This is a genomic window from Mesoflavibacter sp. CH_XMU1422-2 (assembly GCF_037029245.1).
Classification (GTDB): domain Bacteria; phylum Bacteroidota; class Bacteroidia; order Flavobacteriales; family Flavobacteriaceae; genus Mesoflavibacter; species Mesoflavibacter zeaxanthinifaciens.
Map to the genome: position 1 here is coordinate 18,713 of NZ_JAYMEE010000013.1, position 19,344 is coordinate 38,056.

17 protein-coding genes and 2 tRNA genes are annotated in these 19,344 nt (G+C 30.8%); 9 read left to right on the top strand and 10 right to left on the bottom strand.

Features of this window, described 5'->3' with window-relative positions:
- Nucleotides 1-41 precede the first annotated feature (41 nt).
- Entirely contained in the window at nucleotides 42-416 is a 375-nt protein-coding gene (locus WA340_RS03225) for an RNA-binding S4 domain-containing protein (RefSeq protein ID WP_336127255.1), read from the top strand.
- Entirely contained in the window at nucleotides 417-920 is a 504-nt protein-coding gene (locus tag WA340_RS03230; RefSeq protein ID WP_304143415.1) for a phosphoribosyltransferase family protein, read from the top strand.
- Here the strand turns inward: WA340_RS03230 and WA340_RS03235 are convergent.
- Nucleotides 912-1,427 carry a shikimate kinase gene (locus WA340_RS03235; RefSeq protein WP_223076443.1) on the bottom strand — a complete coding sequence of 172 codons (516 nt, stop codon included), beginning with the start codon at nucleotides 1,425-1,427 and terminating at the stop codon, nucleotides 912-914. The genes WA340_RS03230 and WA340_RS03235 overlap by 9 nt on opposite strands.
- Before the next feature lie 127 nt (nucleotides 1,428-1,554).
- Between WA340_RS03235 and WA340_RS03240 the strand changes: the two genes are divergently transcribed.
- The 7 genes from WA340_RS03240 (at nucleotide 1,555) to WA340_RS03270 (ending at nucleotide 6,690) form a co-directional block, all read left to right on the top strand.
- Nucleotides 1,555-1,627: transfer RNA gene (locus WA340_RS03240), tRNA-Lys, on the top strand.
- A 55-nt stretch (nucleotides 1,628-1,682) separates the two neighbouring features.
- Nucleotides 1,683-1,768, top strand: a tRNA-Leu gene (locus WA340_RS03245).
- A gap of 117 nt (nucleotides 1,769-1,885) precedes the next feature.
- Nucleotides 1,886-2,797, top strand: a complete 912-nt coding sequence (locus WA340_RS03250) for a MerR family transcriptional regulator (protein ID WP_106679619.1) — start codon at nucleotides 1,886-1,888, stop codon at nucleotides 2,795-2,797.
- Nucleotides 2,787-4,253: a phytoene desaturase family protein gene (locus tag WA340_RS03255; protein WP_336127256.1), complete on the top strand. Its 1,467-nt coding sequence runs from the start codon at nucleotides 2,787-2,789 to the stop codon at nucleotides 4,251-4,253. The genes WA340_RS03250 and WA340_RS03255 overlap by 11 nt, the downstream gene beginning before the upstream one ends.
- Nucleotides 4,250-5,089, top strand: a complete 840-nt coding sequence (locus tag WA340_RS03260; protein WP_336127257.1) for a phytoene/squalene synthase family protein — start codon at nucleotides 4,250-4,252, stop codon at nucleotides 5,087-5,089. The genes WA340_RS03255 and WA340_RS03260 overlap by 4 nt, the downstream gene beginning before the upstream one ends.
- Nucleotides 5,090-5,095: 6 nt before the next feature.
- Nucleotides 5,096-5,545 (top strand): sterol desaturase family protein, encoded by a 450-nt coding sequence (locus tag WA340_RS03265; protein ID WP_027879994.1) that lies wholly within the window; start codon nucleotides 5,096-5,098, stop codon nucleotides 5,543-5,545.
- A 5-nt stretch (nucleotides 5,546-5,550) separates the two neighbouring features.
- The gene (locus tag WA340_RS03270) at nucleotides 5,551-6,690 is read left to right on the top strand and encodes a lycopene cyclase family protein (RefSeq protein WP_336127258.1); all 1,140 of its coding nucleotides are present in this window, start codon (nucleotides 5,551-5,553) and stop codon (nucleotides 6,688-6,690) included.
- On the opposite strand, the gene WA340_RS03275 is transcribed toward WA340_RS03270, so the two are convergent.
- From WA340_RS03275 to WA340_RS03315, 9 genes are all read right to left on the bottom strand, one after another.
- Nucleotides 6,687-7,253: a TlpA family protein disulfide reductase gene (locus WA340_RS03275; RefSeq protein WP_336127259.1), complete on the bottom strand. Its 567-nt coding sequence runs from the start codon at nucleotides 7,251-7,253 to the stop codon at nucleotides 6,687-6,689. The genes WA340_RS03270 and WA340_RS03275 overlap by 4 nt on opposite strands.
- A gap of 65 nt (nucleotides 7,254-7,318) precedes the next feature.
- Nucleotides 7,319-9,586: an aconitate hydratase gene (locus tag WA340_RS03280; protein WP_223076437.1), complete on the bottom strand. Its 2,268-nt coding sequence runs from the start codon at nucleotides 9,584-9,586 to the stop codon at nucleotides 7,319-7,321.
- A 224-nt stretch (nucleotides 9,587-9,810) separates the two neighbouring features.
- A complete protein-coding gene (locus tag WA340_RS03285) occupies nucleotides 9,811-12,591 on the bottom strand; it encodes a bifunctional aconitate hydratase 2/2-methylisocitrate dehydratase (RefSeq protein ID WP_336127260.1) in 2,781 nt (926 codons plus the stop codon).
- A 230-nt stretch (nucleotides 12,592-12,821) separates the two neighbouring features.
- Nucleotides 12,822-13,943, bottom strand: a complete 1,122-nt coding sequence (locus WA340_RS03290; RefSeq protein WP_336127261.1) for an acyltransferase family protein — start codon at nucleotides 13,941-13,943, stop codon at nucleotides 12,822-12,824.
- 17 nt (nucleotides 13,944-13,960) lie between these two features.
- Nucleotides 13,961-14,149 (bottom strand): GldL-related protein, encoded by a 189-nt coding sequence (locus WA340_RS03295; RefSeq protein ID WP_244906288.1) that lies wholly within the window; start codon nucleotides 14,147-14,149, stop codon nucleotides 13,961-13,963.
- Between the two features lie 8 nt (nucleotides 14,150-14,157).
- A complete protein-coding gene (locus tag WA340_RS03300) occupies nucleotides 14,158-15,111 on the bottom strand; it encodes an AAA family ATPase (RefSeq protein WP_223076434.1) in 954 nt (317 codons plus the stop codon).
- 7 nt (nucleotides 15,112-15,118) lie between these two features.
- Nucleotides 15,119-16,564 carry a peptidylprolyl isomerase gene (locus WA340_RS03305; RefSeq protein WP_442920764.1) on the bottom strand — a complete coding sequence of 482 codons (1,446 nt, stop codon included), beginning with the start codon at nucleotides 16,562-16,564 and terminating at the stop codon, nucleotides 15,119-15,121.
- Nucleotides 16,527-17,378 carry a peptidyl-prolyl cis-trans isomerase gene (locus WA340_RS03310; protein ID WP_336127263.1) on the bottom strand — a complete coding sequence of 284 codons (852 nt, stop codon included), beginning with the start codon at nucleotides 17,376-17,378 and terminating at the stop codon, nucleotides 16,527-16,529. The genes WA340_RS03305 and WA340_RS03310 overlap by 38 nt, the downstream gene beginning before the upstream one ends.
- A gap of 7 nt (nucleotides 17,379-17,385) precedes the next feature.
- Complete coding sequence (locus WA340_RS03315; protein ID WP_336127264.1) at nucleotides 17,386-19,332, bottom strand: peptidylprolyl isomerase; 1,947 nt, start codon at nucleotides 19,330-19,332, stop codon at nucleotides 17,386-17,388.
- Between the last annotated feature and the right edge of the window lie 12 nt (nucleotides 19,333-19,344).

Below are 19,344 nucleotides of genomic sequence, written 5' to 3' on the forward strand. Positions count from 1 at the left end.
ATTTTGCACAATAACGTTAACGTCTATTTTAGATTTTTTGTATGAGAGTTGATAAATATTTATGGTGTGTAAGGTATTATAAAACAAGAAACCAAGCTTCTATTGCTTGTAAAAAAGGTCATATTAGGGTAAATGGTGATATTGTTAAACCAAGTAAAGAAGTATATGCTACAGATAAAATAGAGCTAAGAAAAAATCAGGTAAATTATCAAGTTACCGTTCTTGACATCCCTAAGAATCGTGTCGGAGCTAAAATTGTTGATATTTACAGATTAGATACTACACCAAAATCTGCTTTTGAAACTCAAGAATTGCTTAAATTAGCAAAAAATTATTACAGAAAAAAAGGAAGTGGTCGTCCTACCAAAAAAGACAGGAGAGATTTGAACGATTTGGATTATAAAAACCAACAATAAATGACAACTTTAAATAATACTATATTAACAGCTTCAGAAATTGATCAAAAATTAACCCGCATTGCTTATCAAATTTATGAAGCAAATGTTGACGAAAGCGAAATAATCTTAGCCGGAATAGAAGCTAATGGTTATATTCTTGCTAAAAAGCTAAAAACAAAACTTACTAAAATATCTCCTATTAATCCTGTTTTATGTAAGGTTACTATTGATAAAAAAAAACCATTGAATCCAATTAAGACTTCTATCAAAGCAGAAGATTACACTAATAAATCTATTATATTAATAGATGATGTTTTAAATTCTGGATCTACATTAATTTACGGTGTAAAACATTTTCTGGATGTACCTTTAAAACAATTTAAAACTGCTGTTTTAGTAAATAGAAATCATAAAAAATTTCCTGTAAAAGCAGATTTTAAAGGTATTTCTCTCTCTACTTCTTTAAATGAGCATGTACAAGTAGATCTAAAAGATAACGATTGGAAAGCTTACTTAGAATAGTTTAAGAATTATTTTTTCTGCTATATCTTCTATTCTTTCTGAAGCATTAATCTTAACATCGGCCATATTATAAAAATAAGAGCGCTCAAAAAGATGTTTAGCTATAAACTCTTTTATATCTTCTTCATTATTAAGATGACTAATTAAAGGGCGTGTATTATCTTTTAATAATCGCTGCGTTAAAACATCTAAATTTACGTTTAAATATATAGTTTTAGTATTAGTTTTACTTTTTAACCATTCCATAGTATCATAAAAACATGGTGTTCCTCCTCCTAAAGAAAGCACATAATTTTCTTTATTATTAACTATTTCTTTTAAAGCTGTGTTTTCTAATTTTCTAAAATAAATCTCTCCTTTTTGACTAAATATTTCTTTTACAGATAAGTTTTCTTTTTTTTCAATGTAATTATCCAAGTCAATAAAGCTATAATTCAACACTTTAGCTAAATAATTACCTATTGTAGACTTCCCTGAAGCCATATATCCTATTAAAATCAAATTCATTTTAAGTCTTATTTGCTGATTATAAACATCTTATCATAAAGTGTAGCAAAAAAACAAAAAAAAATGCAATTTAGGGTTGGAATATTAATAAAAGCTCTTATATTTGCACCCGCAAACAACAAACAATGACCGGGTAGCTCAGTTGGTAGAGCATCTCCCTTTTAAGGAGAGGGTCCTGGGTTCGAGCCCCAGCCCGGTCACAAAAAAAGTTAAGCTTAAAGCTTAACTTTTTTTTTATCTTTATTTTAAAATTTAGCGCACGTGGCGGAATTGGTAGACGCGCTAGCTTGAGGGGCTAGTGATTGTTATTAATCGTGGAAGTTCGAGTCTTCTCGTGCGCACTACTACTCCTTAAAATCTTTTATTTTGTCTTCATTAGTTTTTAATTGTTAATTATTTCAAAAAAATAAAATGTTTTTTATCAGTTTTACGTTTTGTTTAACTATTTTTACAAAACAATGAACAGTATTAAAACAAACTTTAGTATTAAGGATCTCGAAAATCTTTCGGGAATAAAAGCGCATACCATAAGAATTTGGGAAAAACGCTACAACCTTTTTAAACCTAACAGAACTGATACCAATATTAGATATTACAGCACTGCTAGTCTTCAAAAAATATTAAATATTAGTTTTTTAAATAAAAACGGATATAAAATATCTAAAATAGCAAGTCTTGATGAAAACGAAATTTCTTCACTTGTAAAAGAAATAGCAGAAAGTAAAGATCCTAACAATCATTCTATAAATTTATTAAAATTGGCTATGATTAATTTTGATCAAAGTCTTTTTAATAAAACCTTCTACAAACTGGAGGAAGAAATGTCATTTAAAACCATTTTTTTTGATGTTTTTATTCCTCTTTTAGATCACATAGGATTATTATGGCAAACAGATACAATAACACCTGCTCACGAACATTTTGTTGTTGAAATTATTAAAAAGAAGATTTTAGTCGAAACAGAAAAAGCTTACAAGATTAATACACCCGACTTAAGTCAAAAACCATATGCTTTATTCTTACCAGATAATGAAATGCACGAGCTTGGTTTATTATTTACGAATCTAGAGCTAACTTTAAAAGGTAAACATGTTATTTATTTAGGTCAATCTGTGCCTATTAAAAGTTTAGAGTTTTTATTAACAAAACATAAAGACATAACTTTTATTTCAAATTTTACAGTAAGCCCAGAAAACGAAAACGTAGAAGATTACTTAAATAATTTCTCTAGCACTTTATTAAAAAACAATAAATGCAAACTTTTAGTATCAGGAAGACTATTAGGTACAAAGCCTAACATTTCTAACTCAAACATTAAAACTTTTGAATCTACAAAAGACTTAATTGATCATATTAATAATGAAAAATAAAATAGCAATAATAGGTTCTGGATTTTCTGCTTTATCTGCTGCATGTTATCTTGCTAAGGATGGATTTAATGTTTCAGTTTTTGAAAAAAATGATACTGTAGGAGGACGTTGTAGACAGTTTAAAAAAGATGGATTTACTTTTGATATGGGACCAAGCTGGTATTGGATGCCTGATATATTTGATAAGTTTTTTAATGATTTTGATAAAAAAACTTCAGATTTTTATCAATTAGATAAACTAGCTCCTGCATATAAAATTTTCTTTAATGATGAAGTTATCACCATAGGAGATACAATGGAGAAAATTTGCGAAGAATTTGAACGCATAGAAAAAGGAAGTTCAATTCCTCTTAAAAAATTTATAAATAAAGCTGCAGATAATTATAACATTGCCATAAACAAAATTGTATTAAAACCAGGTGTTTCACCCTTAGAATTGGTTACTAAAGATACTGTTACTAGACTAGATCAATTTTTTAAAACAATAAGCAGTGATGTTAGACGCCAGTTTAAAAACCCTAAACTAATATCTACTTTAGAGTTTCCTGTTTTGTTTTTGGGTGCAAAACCAAGCAATACTCCTTCTTTTTATAGTTTTATGAATTACGCCGATTTTGGCTTAGGTACGTGGCATCCTAAAGGCGGAATGTATCAAATAATTCTTGCAATGAGGCAACTTGCAGAAGAATTAGGTGTTACAATAAATGTAAACTCTAATGTTACTAATATTAATGTTGAAAATAATACATCAACATCAATTACAGTTAATGGTAAAACTTTAAAGTTTGATGTTGTTTTAAGCGGCGCAGATTATCATCACTCAGAAACGTTGTTAGATAGAAAATATAGACAGTATTCAGAAAAATACTGGAACAATAAAACCTTTGCTCCTTCTTCTCTCCTATTTTACGTAGGTTTTGATAAGAAATTGAAAAATGTAAACCATCATAACTTATTTTTTGATACCAACTTTGAAACGCATGCAGAAGATATTTACGATAATCCAAAATGGCCTAAAGAGCCTCTATTTTATGCCAATTTCCCATCTGTAACAGATAACAGCATGGCGCCTAATGGTAAAGAAAATGGTTTTTTCTTAATACCAATTGCTCCTAACTTAGAAGATACACCTCAATTAAGAGAGCAATATTTTGATATAATCATGTCTCGTTTTGAAAAATTAACACAACAAGATGTTAAAAATAGTATTATCTTTAAAGAAAACTTTTGTGTTAAAGATTTTATTGAAGCATATAATTCCTACAAAGGAAACGCATACGGAATGGCTAATACGCTAACGCAAACCGCTTTTCTAAGACCAAATTTAAAGAGTAAAAAAGTTAACAACCTCTACTTTACAGGACAATTAACTGTTCCTGGTCCAGGTGTGCCACCAGCACTTATATCTGGAAAATTAGTAGCAGAATTAATCCAAAAACACCACCAAAAACTATGAAAGCAATATTTGATTCTGTGTCGTACAATTGTAGTAAAGTTGTTACTACATCTTACAGCACTTCGTTTTCTTTAGCTACAAAAATGCTTGCAAAGTCTATCAGACAGGATATTTATAATATTTATGGTTTTGTGAGGTTTGCAGATGAGATTGTAGACACTTTTCATGATTATGATAAAGAAACTTTATTTAACAATTTTGAAAACGATTTAGAATTAGCTCTAAAAAACAAAATTAGCCTAAATCCAATATTAAATGCGTTTCAACATACATATCACAAGCATAACATCGAAAAACATATGGTTGATGCTTTTATGAAAAGTATGCGTCTAGATTTATCTAAAACTAAATACACTACAGACCAAGAGTATAAAAATTATATTTATGGTTCTGCAGACGTAGTTGGACTAATGTGTTTAAAAGTCTTTGTTAAAGGAGATAATGATCAATACGAAAAACTTAAAGACACAGCTATGTCATTAGGTTCTGCTTTTCAAAAGGTGAATTTTTTACGAGACTTGAAAGCTGATCACGAATTACTTGATAGAACTTATTTCCCAAATACAGATTTAAATAACCTAACCGAAGAAGATAAACTATTCATCATTAATGATATTGAAAACGATTTTAAAAAAGGCTTAGAAGGTATAAAACAACTACCTATGGAGGCTAAATTTGGAGTATTTATGGCTTATAGATACTATCACCAGTTACTGGCAAAGCTTAAAAAAACACCAGCATTAGAAATTAAAAATACAAGAATAAGAGTACCAAACTACAAAAAGGCAGAACTTTTAACTAGAAGCTACGTAAAGTATCAGTTAAATTTATTATAATTAGACATGAAAACATTGTATTGGATATTAATATTTTTAGGCACATTTTCTATCATGGAATTTATGGCATGGTTTACACATAAATACATTATGCACGGATTTTTATGGTCACTACATAAAGACCATCATCTAAAAGATCACGATAGCTGGTTTGAGCGTAATGATGCCTTTTTTATCTTTTACGCAATAGTAAGTATGACTTGCTTTTACTTATGGAGTTACGAAGATATCTGGTATACATTACCAATAGGTTTAGGCATTATGGCTTATGGTGCAGCTTACTTCTTAGTACACGATATATTTATCCATCAACGCTTTAAAATGTTTAGAAATGCTAATAATTGGTACGCACGTGGTGTTAGACGTGCACACAAAATACATCACAAGCATATTGGCAAAGAAGATGGAGAAAACTTTGGCATGTTAGTCGTACCATTTAAGTACTTCAAAAAATAGACTAAATGTCTCAAAAACATTATGATTATATCATAGTTGGCAATGGTTTAGCTGGACTTCAATTAGCCTTAGCTTTTGCCAAGGATTCATATTTTAATCATAAATCCATTGCTTTAATAGACGCTTCTACTAAAACTGAAAATGATAAAACTTGGAGTTTTTGGGAACAAAACAATAGCACTTTTAGTCATTTAGCTTACCAATCCTGGCAACATGCAACTATCTATGCAGAAAACCAAAAAATAAGCTTAAATCTAAAACCTTATACTTATAAATCTATACGTGCAATAGACTTTTATGCGGAAGCTAAAGCTCAACTCAATCAGCAAGACAATATTACATTTTTGGTGGAAACCGTGACTTCGGTTAAAGAAAAAGAAATAGTTGAAGTCACAACCAAAACAAACAACTATACGACAAATCATGTTTTTGATAGTCGGATTCCAGACGCGTTTTTTAAAGATGAAAAAGCCACAACTTTAATACAACATTTTAAAGGCTGGATTATAGAAGCTGAAAACGATGTTTTTAATGAAAACAGCTTAACAATGATGGATTATCGATTAAAAGATAATAATCAAACAACCTTTATGTATCTATTACCGCATACAAAAAATAAAGCGCTAATAGAATTCACATATTTTACAGAAAATATTGTAGAAAGTGACCACTACGACAACTATTTAAAGCAATATATTTCAGAATATTTAAACATTAATAATTATAATATTGTTGAAACTGAAGTTGGTCAAATACCAATGACAACTTTTAATTTTCAATCGTTTAACACATCAAAAATCACTAAAATTGGTACAGCTGGCGGTTGGGTAAAACCTTCTACGGGATACTCTTTTAAACTCACAGAAAAAAGAGTTGCAAAAATTATTGAGAATATAAAAACCAATCAACCAACCACAAACGGATTTTTTAAAAACAAGTATAAATTTTACGACAAAGTATTTTTACAAGTTTTAAAAGATAATAATGAAAAAGGTGAATGGATTTTTAAACAATTTTACAGTAAAAATAGCACACCAACTATGTTTAAATTTTTAGATGAAGAATCTTCATTAATAGAAGATATTAAAATTATGTGGTCGTTATTTAGTTTCAGTTTTATTAAAGCTTTTTTTAAAACGCTTTAATCGTTTAAAAGCTTATCTAAAGTTGCTCTAACTTTATCTCCGTTCCAATTAGCAACTCCTGTTTTATCAATAACAATCTTACCGTTTTTATCAATTAAAAAAGTACGGGGTATACTTGACACTTCAAAATCTGGATGATTTGACATTGGATAATACACCTCTAAACTATAACCATTTTTGGTCAAAAATGCTTTCACTTTTTCGCTATCATCATTGGTTACAAATAAAAATTCAACTTTATTATTATAATCGCTATAAAGTTGATCTAAGTCAGACATTTCTGCAATACATGGCGGACACCAAGTTGCCCAAAAATTAATAAATACTACTTTATTTTTAGCTGAAGAAAAGTCATAAATATTACCGTTTACATCTTGTAAAGTCCATTGGTAAGTTTGCAGCTGGATTCGTTCATCTTCATCTTCTATACTAGGAGAAAATACAGACAAGCCTTTTTGTAATTGGATTTGTATAAACTGTCTTGATTGTGGGATAATCATTAAAACAATAAATAACCCAAACAGAATATTACTTAAAGATAATTTTGGTTTAACAGATTTCATTTTAAAATAGATGAAACAAAAAACTCCTGAATATTCAGGAGTTTTTTATTACTTGATTAAATAAACTATGCGTTTTGAGCTGCAATTAAATTTAAAGCAGAACCTGCTTTATACCATTCTATTTGAGCTTCGTTATACGTATGATTTACTTTAATAGTGTCTTTACTTCCGTCTGAATGTACGACTTCAATATGAAGTGGTTTATTAGGCGCAAATTCATTTAAATCTAAGAAGTTAAATGTATCATCTTCTTGTATTAAATCGTAATCGGCTTCATTATCAAACGTTAAACCTAACATACCTTGTTTTTTAAGGTTTGTTTCGTGTATACGTGCAAAAGATTTTACAATTACAGCAGCAACACCTAAATGACGAGGTTCCATTGCAGCATGTTCTCGTGAAGAACCTTCACCGTAATTGTGATCACCAACTACAACCGTCCAAATACCTTCTTTTTTGTATTCGCGTTGTGTATCTGGTACGCCGCCATATTCACCAGTTAATTGGTTTTTAACAAAGTTAGTTTTCTTATTGTAAGCATTTACTGCTCCAATTAAACAGTTGTTAGAAATATTATCTAAGTGACCTCTAAAACGTAACCAAGGTCCAGCCATACTAATATGGTCTGTGGTACATTTTCCAAAAGCTTTAATTAATAATTTAGCACCTGTTATTGAATCACCTATTGGTGTAAATGGTGTTAATAATTGTAATCTTTCAGAATCTTCTGCAACTTTAACAACAACGCTACTACCATCTTCTCTTGGTTCTAAATAACCGTTTTCTTTAACTTCAAAACCTTTTGGTGGTAATTCCCATCCAGTTGGTTCGTCTAACATCACTTCTTCTCCATCTTCATTAATTAATTTATCTGTCATTGGATTAAAGTCCAAACGACCAGCAATTGCAATAGCTGCTGTTAATTCTGGAGATGCCACAAAAGCATGTGTATTTGGGTTACCATCTGCACGCTTAGCAAAGTTTCTGTTAAACGAATGAACTATACTATTTTTTGGTGCATTTTTAGGATCACTATATCTAGCCCATTGACCAATACATGGTCCACAAGCGTTAGTAAATATTGTAGCATCTAATTTTTCAAAGATTTCTAAAATGCCATCTCTTTCTGTTGTATATCTTACTTGCTCAGAACCAGGATTGATACCAAATTCTGCTTTAGTTTTCAGCTTTTTATCTAATGCTTGTTGCGCAATAGATGACGCTCTTGATAAATCTTCGTAAGACGAATTTGTACAAGAACCAATTAATCCCCATTCTACTTGTAAAGGCCAATCGTTATCTGTTGCTTTTTTAGTCATTTCTTTACCAGCTGGAGTAGATAAATCTGGTGTAAATGGTCCGTTTAATAATGGATTTAATTCAGATAAATTAATTTCAATCACTTGATCAAAATATTGTTCTGGATTAGCATATACTTCAGGATCTGCTGTTAAATATTCACGCACTTTATTTGCAGCATCTGCTACATCAGATCTATCTGTTGCACGTAAATAACGCTCCATAGAATCGTCATATCCAAAAGTAGAAGTTGTAGCTCCTATTTCTGCTCCCATATTACAAATGGTTCCTTTTCCTGTACAAGACATAGATGTTGCTCCAGGACCAAAATACTCTACAATTGCGCCAGTACCTCCTTTTACAGTTAATATTTCAGCAACTTTTAAAATAACGTCTTTTGGTGCTGTCCAACCAGACAATTTACCTGTTAACTTAACACCTATTAACTTAGGAAATTTAAGTTCCCAAGCCATTCCTGCCATTACGTCTACAGCATCTGCACCACCAACACCAATAGCTACCATACCTAATCCACCAGCATTAACGGTATGAGAATCTGTACCAATCATCATTCCTCCAGGAAACGCATAATTTTCTAATACCACTTGGTGAATAATACCTGCTCCTGGTTTCCAGAAGCCAATTCCGTATTTGTTAGAAACTGATTCTAAAAATTCAAAAACCTCTTTACTTACATCGTTAGCATGCTTTAAATCTTTTTCTGCTCCATCTTTAGCCTGAATTAAGTGATCACAATGTACCGTTGTTGGCACTGCTACTTTATCTTTTCCGGCTTGCATAAATTGCAATAATGCCATTTGTGCTGTTGCGTCTTGACAAGCAATTCTGTCTGGTGCAAAATCTACATAATCTTTACCTCTTGTAAAAGCTGTTTTTGGTGTTCCGTCCCAAAGGTGATTGTATAAAATCTTTTCAGAAAGTGTTAAAGGTTTACCTACAACGTCACGAGCAGCGTCTACTCGTTCTGCCATTTGGCTATATACCTTTTTAATCATGTCAATATCAAATGCCATAAGTTTTGTTTTTTTTGTTTGTCTTAAATTTATTAAAAAAAATGATATGATTTGAGTCCAAATACTATCATTTTTATAGATTTTTAATTTAATAAAATTCTTTCATTTTTATCATAAGAAAAGGTTAATAATACCAATTACCAATTAATTTCATTATTAAATTGAAAAGCAAAAAAAAGCCCGAATTAAAAATTCGGGCTTTTCATTATAAATTATTATGACTATTACGCCATTACTAATTGCTTTTGAGATGGTTTGAATTTAGTTAATACAATACCATCTACTGCAGCTTCGTATTCTTCCATAGTTGGCGTACGACCAAGAATAGTTGATAATACTACAACTGGTGTTGATGATAATAATGATTCACCTTTTTTACCATCGGCATCCTTTACAACACGACCTTGGAATAAACGTGTAGATGTTGCCATTACTGTATCTCCAGGTTCAGCTTTTTCTTGGTTACCCATACAAAGGTTACAACCAGGACGCTCTAAATACAACATGTTTTCGTATTTAGTACGTGCAGCTGCTTTTGGTGCATCATCGTTAAACTCGAATCCTGAGTACTTTTGTAATACTTCCCAATCACCTTCAGCTTTAAGCTCGTCTACAATATTGTATGTTGGTGGCGCTACTACTAATGGCGCTTTAAATTCTACTTTACCGTGTTGGGCTTCAATATTTTTTAGCATTTGCGCTAAAATTTTCATATCACCTTTATGTACCATACAAGATCCAACGAAACCTAAATCTACTTTCTTTGTTCCTCCATAGAATGATAACGGACGAATTGTATCGTGCGTATAACGTTTGGATACATCTTCGTTATTTACATCTGGATCTGCAATCATTGGTTCTGCAATTTCATCTAAATCGATAACCACTTCTGCATAATATTTAGCATCTGCATCTGGCTTTAATGCTGGTTTAGCACCAGATTTTAGCTCTTCTATTCTACTATTTGCTTTATCTACTAAACCTTGTAACATTTGCTTTTCGTTATCCATACCTTTCTTTATCATGATTTGGATACGATCTCTTGCAATTTCTAAAGATTCTATTAAAGTTTCTTCTTCAGAAATACAGATAGACGCTTTCGCTTTCATCTCTGCAGTCCAATCTGTAAATGTAAAGGCTTGATCTGAAGTTAATGTACCAATGTGTACTTCGATAACACGACCTTGGAATACGTTTTCGCCATCAAACTGCTTTAACATTTGCTGTTGTGTAGCATGTACCACATCACGGAAGTCCATAAAACTTCTCATGTTTCCCTTAAAGGTAACTTTTACAGATTCTGGAATTGGCATAGTTGCTTCACCAGTTGCTAAAGCTAAAGCTACAGTACCAGAATCAGCTCCAAAAGCAACACCTTTAGACATACGTGTGTGCGAATCTCCACCTATTATAATATCCCAATCATCTACAGTGATATCGTTTAATACTTTATGAATTACATCTGTCATAGCATGGTAATGTCCTTTTGGATCACGACCTGTGATTAATCCAAAATCGTTCATAAATTTCATTAAACGCGGAATATTAGCTTTTGATTTGTCATCCCAAACTGAAGCTGTATGACATCCAGATTGGTAACCAGCATCAACGATTGGAGAAATGACAGTAGCCGCCATCATCTCTAGTTCTTGAGACGTCATTAAACCTGTTGTATCTTGAGAACCTACAATATTTACCTCTACACGAACATTAGAACCTGCATGTAATGTTTTTCCTGGTGTTGTACCTACAGCGTTTTTATTAAAGATTTTTTCTACTGCAGTTAAACCTTGACCTTCTATAGATATTTCCTTAGATGGTGCATATACCTGTGGAATATCAATACCTAAAGCCTTGCATGCAAAAGTTTGTAATTTTTTACCAAAAACCACTGCGTAAGACCCTCCCGCTTTAATAAACTCCATTTTTTGCGGAGTTAATGCTGTTGAAATATCTTTTAATTCTTGGTCTCCGTTATATAATTTTTTCTCTTTTGTATTTATTGTTAAAACAGTTCCTGTTTTAACTGAGTATACTTCTTTTAAAATTGGCTCACCATCTTCATCAACAATAGTGTTACCGTTTTCATCTTTTTGTTTTACCCAGTTCTTAAGGTCAATTCCGATTCCTCCTGTAACACCAACTGTAGTTAAAAAGATTGGTGCAATACCATTTGTTCCTGCAATTACAGGTGCAATATTGATAAATGGTACATAAGGTGATGATGGAATACCTGTCCATAATGCCACATTATTTACACCAGACATACGAGATGATCCTACACCCATTGTTCCTTTTTCTGCAATAAGCATAATACGCTTATCTGGATGTTGCTCTTTTAAAGCTAACACTTCTTGTTGCATGTCTTTGTTATGCTCAAAGATAGATTGACCATGTAACTCACGATCTGATCTTGAGTGCGCATCTGCTCCAGGTGATAATAAATCTGTTGAAATATCTCCTACTCCAGCAACATAAGTTACGACTTGAATTTCTTCTTGAACTTCTGGAAGTTTTGTGAAAAATTCTGCTTGTGCATAGCTCTCGATTATTTCTTTTGCAATCGCGCTACCAGATTTCATTGCTTGTTCTAAACGCTCGGTATCTGCTTCGTATAAAAATACTTGTGTTTTTAATACTTTAGCTGCAGCTTCAGCAATTGCTTTATCTTCACCTAAAGCTAAATCTAAAAGTACTTCTACAGATGGTCCACCTTTCATGTGAGATAATTGCTCGAAAGCAAATTCTGAAGTAATTTCTTCTACTTTAGTTTCACCTAAAATAATTTCTTTTAAAAAGTCTGCTTTTACACGTGCAGCACTTGTAGTACCTGGTAAAACGTTATATATAAAAAAGTTTAAAGAATCTTTTCTATGCTCGTTATTTTCATCTTTTATTTGCGTTATAATTTCGCTTAATAATTCTGCGCCATCAATAGGCTTAGGGTGTAATCCTTGAAGTTTACGAGCTTCAATTTCTTTAAGGTAGTCGTTGTAAGTATTCATATAAATATATTCAGTGTTAGTTATACTGAAAATTGCAATTATAGAATAGGCAATTTAAAGTTTTGCAAAAGTAAGAAATCTTAAAGAAGATAGAAAATGTATAACAAAAAGAGAGAAATACTAAATTATTTTCAATATATAATCAAAATTTAATGCAATTTTTATAATAACAATAATTTGAACAGCTTTAAAATAATAAATTAACAATATTATGCTTAATAAGGAAGTTGTTATTTATTTAGATTGTCTCTAAATTCTATGATAGGACGCTCAAAATAAGCATATAAAATATAAGACAACATAAAAGAGGTACTCCAAAAAATTATTAGCATAATTAATTTGAAAAGTATTGAACTATGCTCAAGACTTACAAAATGTTTTAGAGTTAATAGCACTATAGAATAATTAACCAAATACAATGAATATGACCATAAACTTATTTTGGTCACAAAATTTACTTGTTTGGTTTTCCAAGTTGAAAACACAGGAAAAAACAATAAAATACTTATTGAAACTAATGGTAAATACCAAACGTTGAAAAAGAAAGAAAACTGATTTGGTTGCAACTGATTTTTATAAATGAAATAATGGAGTCCTAAAAATAATACACTACCAAACCCAAAGCTAAACCATTTAGTTTTGGACCAAAACTGAGCATAGTAATAACTAATAAATGCACCTAAAAATCCAAAGTAAATACTATCTATTCTAGTAAAAACTACTTTACGTAGCGAATGACTCCAGTTAAAATCATGAGGAATATTTGTATAACTATAGTGAAATATTAGCTTATTTACAATGAAGTACATTATCACTAAAGTAGTCATTAATAAAAACATCCATTTATTAAGCTTTTTAAAGATTAAACCAAAAAGCATTAATAATATTGGTCCTAAAAGATAAGCAAATTCCTCAATAGTTAAACTCCAAGATTCTGTGAAAAAATCAGGCATTTCATCAAAGATATTTTGAAGAAAAAAGAAATATTTATACAACTGGTTTGGGATTTCATTTTTATAAAAAAAAGCTAACCCTATATTTATTAGTAAAATTAAGTAGTAATTAGGTAATGTACGTAACCAACGTCTTATCCAAAACTGTAAGATATGTTTGGGTTTAGTATGTTTGTTTTCTATATGTTTTATAAGAATTGTACCTATTAAAAACCCGCTTAAGACAAAGAATATGTCTACTCCAATTGTACCAAAAAACTGGATAAATCTTAGTCCTGTAGCTGCAGAATTTGGAAACAATAAAATTGTAGAGTGTGAACAAAGTATAAGTAAAATAGCGACTGCTCTTACAACATCTAAACCAAAAACACGGTTTTTATATGTTGTAATCGCTTTCAAAATATAGTAAAGAGTTTTTAGTACTTATTGCGGTAAATCTTAATTAGTACAATAATAGCATAAAAAAGTGCAGCAAACTCTACAAAAGTCCCGATGGTTAAAATTACATTTCCGTATGGCCAATGTTGTATTTTAAATAAAGCACCAACAATTGTTAATCCAAAACCAAGGAGTAATAAAATTAAAGGGATTAAAAACTTTTTCAAACTCATGGTTAAAATAAATCTTTAATTATTTCTTCTATAGTAACACCTTCTGCTTCTGCTTTGTAATTTTTAATCATTCTATGACGTAAAATACTAGTTGCAACAGCTTGTACATTTTCTATATCTGGTGAAAACTTACCATTTACAGCAGCGTGTGTTTTTGCTGCTAAAATTAAATTTTGTGATGCTCTTGGTCCTGCGCCCCAATCTACGTATTGCTTTACTAAGTCTGAAGCTGCATTGCTATTTGGTCTTGTTTTACCAACAATTTTTACAGCATATTCTATAACATTATCTGCAACAGGTATACGTCTAATTAATTGCTGAAAATCTGTAATTTCTTGTGCTGTAAATAGTGCATTGACTGTTGGTTTGGCATCTGTTGTTGTTGCTTTTACCACTTGCACTTCTTCTTCAAAAGTTGGATATTCTAAATTAATAGCAAACATAAAACGGTCTAATTGTGCTTCTGGTAATGGATAGGTTCCTTCTTGCTCAATTGGGTTTTGTGTTGCTAATACAAAGTATGGTAAGTTTAATTTGTAATGATGTCCAGAAACAGTTACTGCTCTTTCTTGCATCGCTTCTAAAAGTGCTGCTTGTGTTTTTGGTGGCGTACGGTTAATCTCGTCTGCTAAAATAATATTAGAAAATATTGGTCCTTTAATAAATTTAAACTGTCTATTTTCATCTAAAATTTCGCTACCTAAAATATCACTTGGCATCAAATCTGGCGTAAACTGAATGCGTTTAAAATCTAATCCTAATGCTTGAGAAATAGTATTAACCATTAATGTTTTTGCTAATCCTGGTACACCTATTAATAAGGCATGACCACCAGAAAATATAGAAATTAATATTTGGTTAACTACATCGTCTTGACCAACGATTACTTTGGCTACTTCTTGTTTTAAGCTATTATATTTTGAGACTAGATTTTTTACTGCAGTTACGTCTGACATGTATGTTTTATTTTTTTAACCAATTGCTTTTAAAATCGCAGTTTCTGTTAGAACCACTAATTTTAATGTATGTTTCGTTTATTTTTTCTTCTAGCCAATCTTCGATTGCTTTAATACGCTTTTCATCTAAGGCTAGTTCTTTAATTTTTAAATAATCACGTGCATAATCTGCTACATGCTCATCTATTCTATCTGTTACCGTAACTAATTTAAACTTAATAGCTCCTGTACGATCTTGGTCTGTAATAACAGGACTAATTTCGTTATTTTCTAATTCTTGGATTTGCCCATATAATTCTGGGTCCATTTTTGTTAGCTCAAAATTGTAATCCTGTGTTTGTGGATTTATTAATTGCCCTCCTTGAAATTTAGTTTCTTTTTCGTCACTAAATTCTTTTGCTGCTTCTGCAAAAGTCATATCTCCGCTAACAATAAGCTCTCTTACTTTTTCTAACTCTTTCTTAGCTTCTTCTATTTCTTTTTCAGACACTTTAGGCATTAATAAAATATGACGTACATCGTATTCTTGACCTCTAATTTTTTCTAAATAAATAATATGGTAACCATAATCTGTTTTAAATGGCTCTGAAATTTGTCCTTCTTGTAATGAAAAAGCAACTTCTCTAAACTCTTTTACCATACGTGGTTTACTTCTGTCTAAAGTATATAGTCCACCTGTTTTCTTAGATCCACCGTCTTCTGTATATAGAACAGCTCTACTGGTAAAACTTTTTCCTTCTTCTTCTACTTGTTGTTTAAATTCGTTTAATCGATCTATAACACGTTGTACTTCTTCATCAGATACTTTAGGTTCTATAACTATTTGTGCTACTTTAAGTTCTGTTCCAAAAGTTGGACGTTCTTCTTTTGGAATTTTATTAAAAAACTGACGCACTTCTTCTGGTGTCACTTCAACTTCATCAATAATTTTCTTTTTCATTTCAGTAGCTAGCATGTTGCTTTTATTGATTTCGAACATTTCTTCTCTAAAGCTAACTTCGTCATCTTTTCTGTAAAACTCTAAAAGCTCTTCCATGCTTCCGTTAGTTTGCTGCAAAAATTGATTGATTTGTTGGTCTACTCTAGATCTAATTTCCGCATCATTAACCTCAATACTGTCTTGTATTGCTTGATGGGCATATAATTTATCTTCCAAAAGTTTACCAAATAACTGACAACGATCTACACCTGCTAAGGATGCACCTTGTGCTTTTAATTGTAACATGGTTTTATCAATATCGCTATCTAAAACTATGTAATCTCCTACTACTGCAGCTACACCATCTATTTTAGTTGCACCAGAATCTGTAACAGTATCTTTGCTTACTTCTGGTTTTGTTTCGTCTATAATTTCTTGTGCTACACTGGTACTAGCTACTGCAAATAAAAACGTTAATATATGTAACGCTTTGTTTTTAATTGTAAATTTCAAATTGTTTGTTGTTAATGGCATCTTTCTTAATATCCTTTTCTAATTGCTTTATTAATTCCAGTTTGCGTTTATTGATAACAATCTGGTTAATAGTTGGCTTTACGTATTCTAACGGTGCTGTACTGTTGCGCAACAACACGTCGTTTATTTGCATCAAATATAGTCCTAATGAATCTTTGAGTTGTATAAAATTAGATTTTTTTAACAATTCGTCTTTATTTTCAATAGTTACTACTGGAATTTTATTGATGGCTTGATCTAATCTAATCCAAACAGAGTCGTTTAAAGTGAAGGATTTAAACTGAATTGCTATCGAATCTAACTCTTTCTTATCCTTAGTATTAAATCGTTTAAACTTTTTCTTTATGTCTTCTAAATCTAAACGATTTGGTTCTACGTTTATGTATCTAAATTTGATTAAATTTTCGTTTAATTTAAAGGCTTCTTTATTGCTTTCGTAATACGTAGATGCAGCTTCTAATGACACTACGGTATCTAAGTTTTTAGCAACCAAAGCTTCTAAATATGCTTTACTATATAAATCGTTTTTGTATTGTTGAACTAAACGATTAAACTTTTCTAATTTTTTATCACTTAAATTAACTTCTGCTCCTTGTACCAACAGTTGTTGGGTTGCCCATTGATTAATAAAATTATTTGCAAAAATTGTACTGTCTTCTACCGAAAGATTTTCAGGCAATGCTTTTTTTAAATCTTCATTAAAAAGATAAACATCATTAACTCTAGCTATAGCTTCTTCTTCCTCTGTAGACCTAAAATAGTCGCAAGATTGAAAGAGGCATAAAATTATTGCTATGTATATATATTGCTTCAAATATGTATTAATTTAAATCCTGTTTTACTTGTTTTAAAACGTCTTTATTAAGCTTGACTTTGTATTTATTAGAAAGCTCTTCTAACCACTTTTTTTCTTTATACTCTTGAAAATCGCTAATCACATTTCCTTTTGCTTCTTCAAAAGCTTTTTGTGTTTTGGGTAATACCGTATTAACTTTAACAACACTGTAAGCGTCGTTGTGCTTAAAGACTTTAGATGTGCCTTTTTGCATATTAAAGCCTTTTGGCAATGCTTGATGAGAAGTTGTAACAGTATCTTTTATAAAGCTTACACTAATATTTTTTTCTGAATTTATTTTTTGTTTTATAACATCTATGCTAGTATTATTTTCTAACATTTTTGCTACTTTTTTTATGTCTTTTTTGTTTACGGAAGATGCTATTATAACATCTGCTCTAGTATCAAAAAAGTATTTATCTTGATGTTGTTTATAATAATTTGCTAACCCAATACTATCTTCTCTAGCAGCATTCCAAACTTTAGACTCCATTAAATCAAATAATAAAAGTCCGTCACGATATTCGTTTAAAATATGTGCGTATTCTTCGTTTTCAAACTCTAAATTTTCTTCTTGATATTGTATTAGTTTAGACTCTAAAAACATTTTGTAGTTGCTTGCTGCCAGTTTATCAAATGGTTGTCTAGCTTGTCTACGACGTTGTGTATTATATAAAAAATCTGCAAATTCTTTATAGGTAACTTCTTTATCATTTATAGTGAATAACACCTTTTTACCTTCAAAATTTTCTGGTGTGTTCCAAGATCTTTGGTAGTAATTTTCATTTAAAATTGAAGTAAAGTAACGCAAAGCTTCTGGATTATCTTTTACATTATATTTTTCTTTTAAATTGTTTATTCTGGAGTTGTTTATAACAACAGATCTAGAATCCTTTTTTACTTTAGCTTTTAGCTCGTTTTCCATCTCCTCAAAAGTAGCTAATCCTTTTTTGTCTATTAACTTAACAATATGGTAGCCAAATTCTGTTTTAAAAGGTTCTGTAATTTCTCCTTTTCTTTCTAAACCAAAAGCTTTTTCTTCAAAAATCTCTGAGCTTAATTGTCCTGCAGAAAAAGTGTTTAATCTACCTCCTTTTTTGCTAGAGCTTTTATCTTCTGAAAACTGTTTTGCTAACGCTTCAAAGTCTTCTCCTTGCTTAATTCGTTTATAAATATCGTTAATACGCTCTTCTTGAGACTCAGAATCTTGACCATCCTTATTTGTAAGCATGATATGAGCAACTGTTACTTCTCCTCTATTTTCTCTTTTATCGTTAACATAGACAATATGATAACCAAATTGTGTTTGAAAAGGTTGTGACCATTCGCCTACATTGGTATTATAAGCTGCTGTTTCAAATTCGTACACCATTCTAAATGCAGTAAAATAACCTAACTCTTCTGCAAAAAGCGTACGACCGTTATGTATGTCTTTTTTAACAGCTTCAAAGCCTTCTTCTAACACTCTATTTCTTAGCTTAATAATTTCGTCTTTAGCTTGTTTAAGCTGTTCTTCTGGAGCGTTTTTGTCTATTTTAACTAATATATGACGCGCATCAATCTCTTGGGTTAATCTATCGTAAGCTTCTTTTATAAGCTTTTCTGTAACCTCGTTATTACTTAAAAAATTGGATGAAAGCTGTCTTTTATAACTTTCAAATTCTCTTAAATAAGCTTGTTTTTTATCTAAACCTAAAGCTTTAGCCTCAGTTACTTTTAATTTATATTTTATGAAAAGATCAAGGTAATTATCTATGTCTTTTTGAGACTCATCTTTAACCAATTCTAAATTCTTTTTATAAACTCTTACAAATTCTGAAGCATAAACAGGTGTTTCGTTTACTGTAAATAGAACTTGTTTTTCTTGCGCATTGACTTTACAAAATGCTAAAAAAACTATGACTGTTAAAGCAATTAAATGTCTTGATTTCATATGAATTGAGAC

What these genes read in the sequence shown, in the direction of transcription:
- WA340_RS03280 (WP_223076437.1), bottom strand. Translation starts at nt 9,586, where the DNA reads ATGGCATTTGATATTGACATGATTAAAAAGGTATATAGCCAAATGGCA.
- WA340_RS03265 (WP_027879994.1), top strand. Translation starts at nt 5,096, where the DNA reads ATGAAAACATTGTATTGGATATTAATATTTTTAGGCACATTTTCTATC.
- WA340_RS03270 (WP_336127258.1), top strand. Translation starts at nt 5,551, where the DNA reads ATGTCTCAAAAACATTATGATTATATCATAGTTGGCAATGGTTTAGCT.
- WA340_RS03255 (WP_336127256.1), top strand. Translation starts at nt 2,787, where the DNA reads ATGAAAAATAAAATAGCAATAATAGGTTCTGGATTTTCTGCTTTATCT.
- WA340_RS03275 (WP_336127259.1), bottom strand. Translation starts at nt 7,253, where the DNA reads ATGAAATCTGTTAAACCAAAATTATCTTTAAGTAATATTCTGTTTGGG.
- WA340_RS03225 (WP_336127255.1), top strand. Translation starts at nt 42, where the DNA reads ATGAGAGTTGATAAATATTTATGGTGTGTAAGGTATTATAAAACAAGA.
- WA340_RS03235 (WP_223076443.1), bottom strand. Translation starts at nt 1,427, where the DNA reads ATGAATTTGATTTTAATAGGATATATGGCTTCAGGGAAGTCTACAATA.
- WA340_RS03230 (WP_304143415.1), top strand. Translation starts at nt 417, where the DNA reads ATGACAACTTTAAATAATACTATATTAACAGCTTCAGAAATTGATCAA.
- WA340_RS03315 (WP_336127264.1), bottom strand. Translation starts at nt 19,332, where the DNA reads ATGAAATCAAGACATTTAATTGCTTTAACAGTCATAGTTTTTTTAGCA.
- WA340_RS03250 (WP_106679619.1), top strand. Translation starts at nt 1,886, where the DNA reads ATGAACAGTATTAAAACAAACTTTAGTATTAAGGATCTCGAAAATCTT.
- WA340_RS03260 (WP_336127257.1), top strand. Translation starts at nt 4,250, where the DNA reads ATGAAAGCAATATTTGATTCTGTGTCGTACAATTGTAGTAAAGTTGTT.
- WA340_RS03305 (WP_442920764.1), bottom strand. Translation starts at nt 16,564, where the DNA reads ATGCCATTAACAACAAACAATTTGAAATTTACAATTAAAAACAAAGCG.
- WA340_RS03285 (WP_336127260.1), bottom strand. Translation starts at nt 12,591, where the DNA reads ATGAATACTTACAACGACTACCTTAAAGAAATTGAAGCTCGTAAACTT.
- WA340_RS03300 (WP_223076434.1), bottom strand. Translation starts at nt 15,111, where the DNA reads ATGTCAGACGTAACTGCAGTAAAAAATCTAGTCTCAAAATATAATAGC.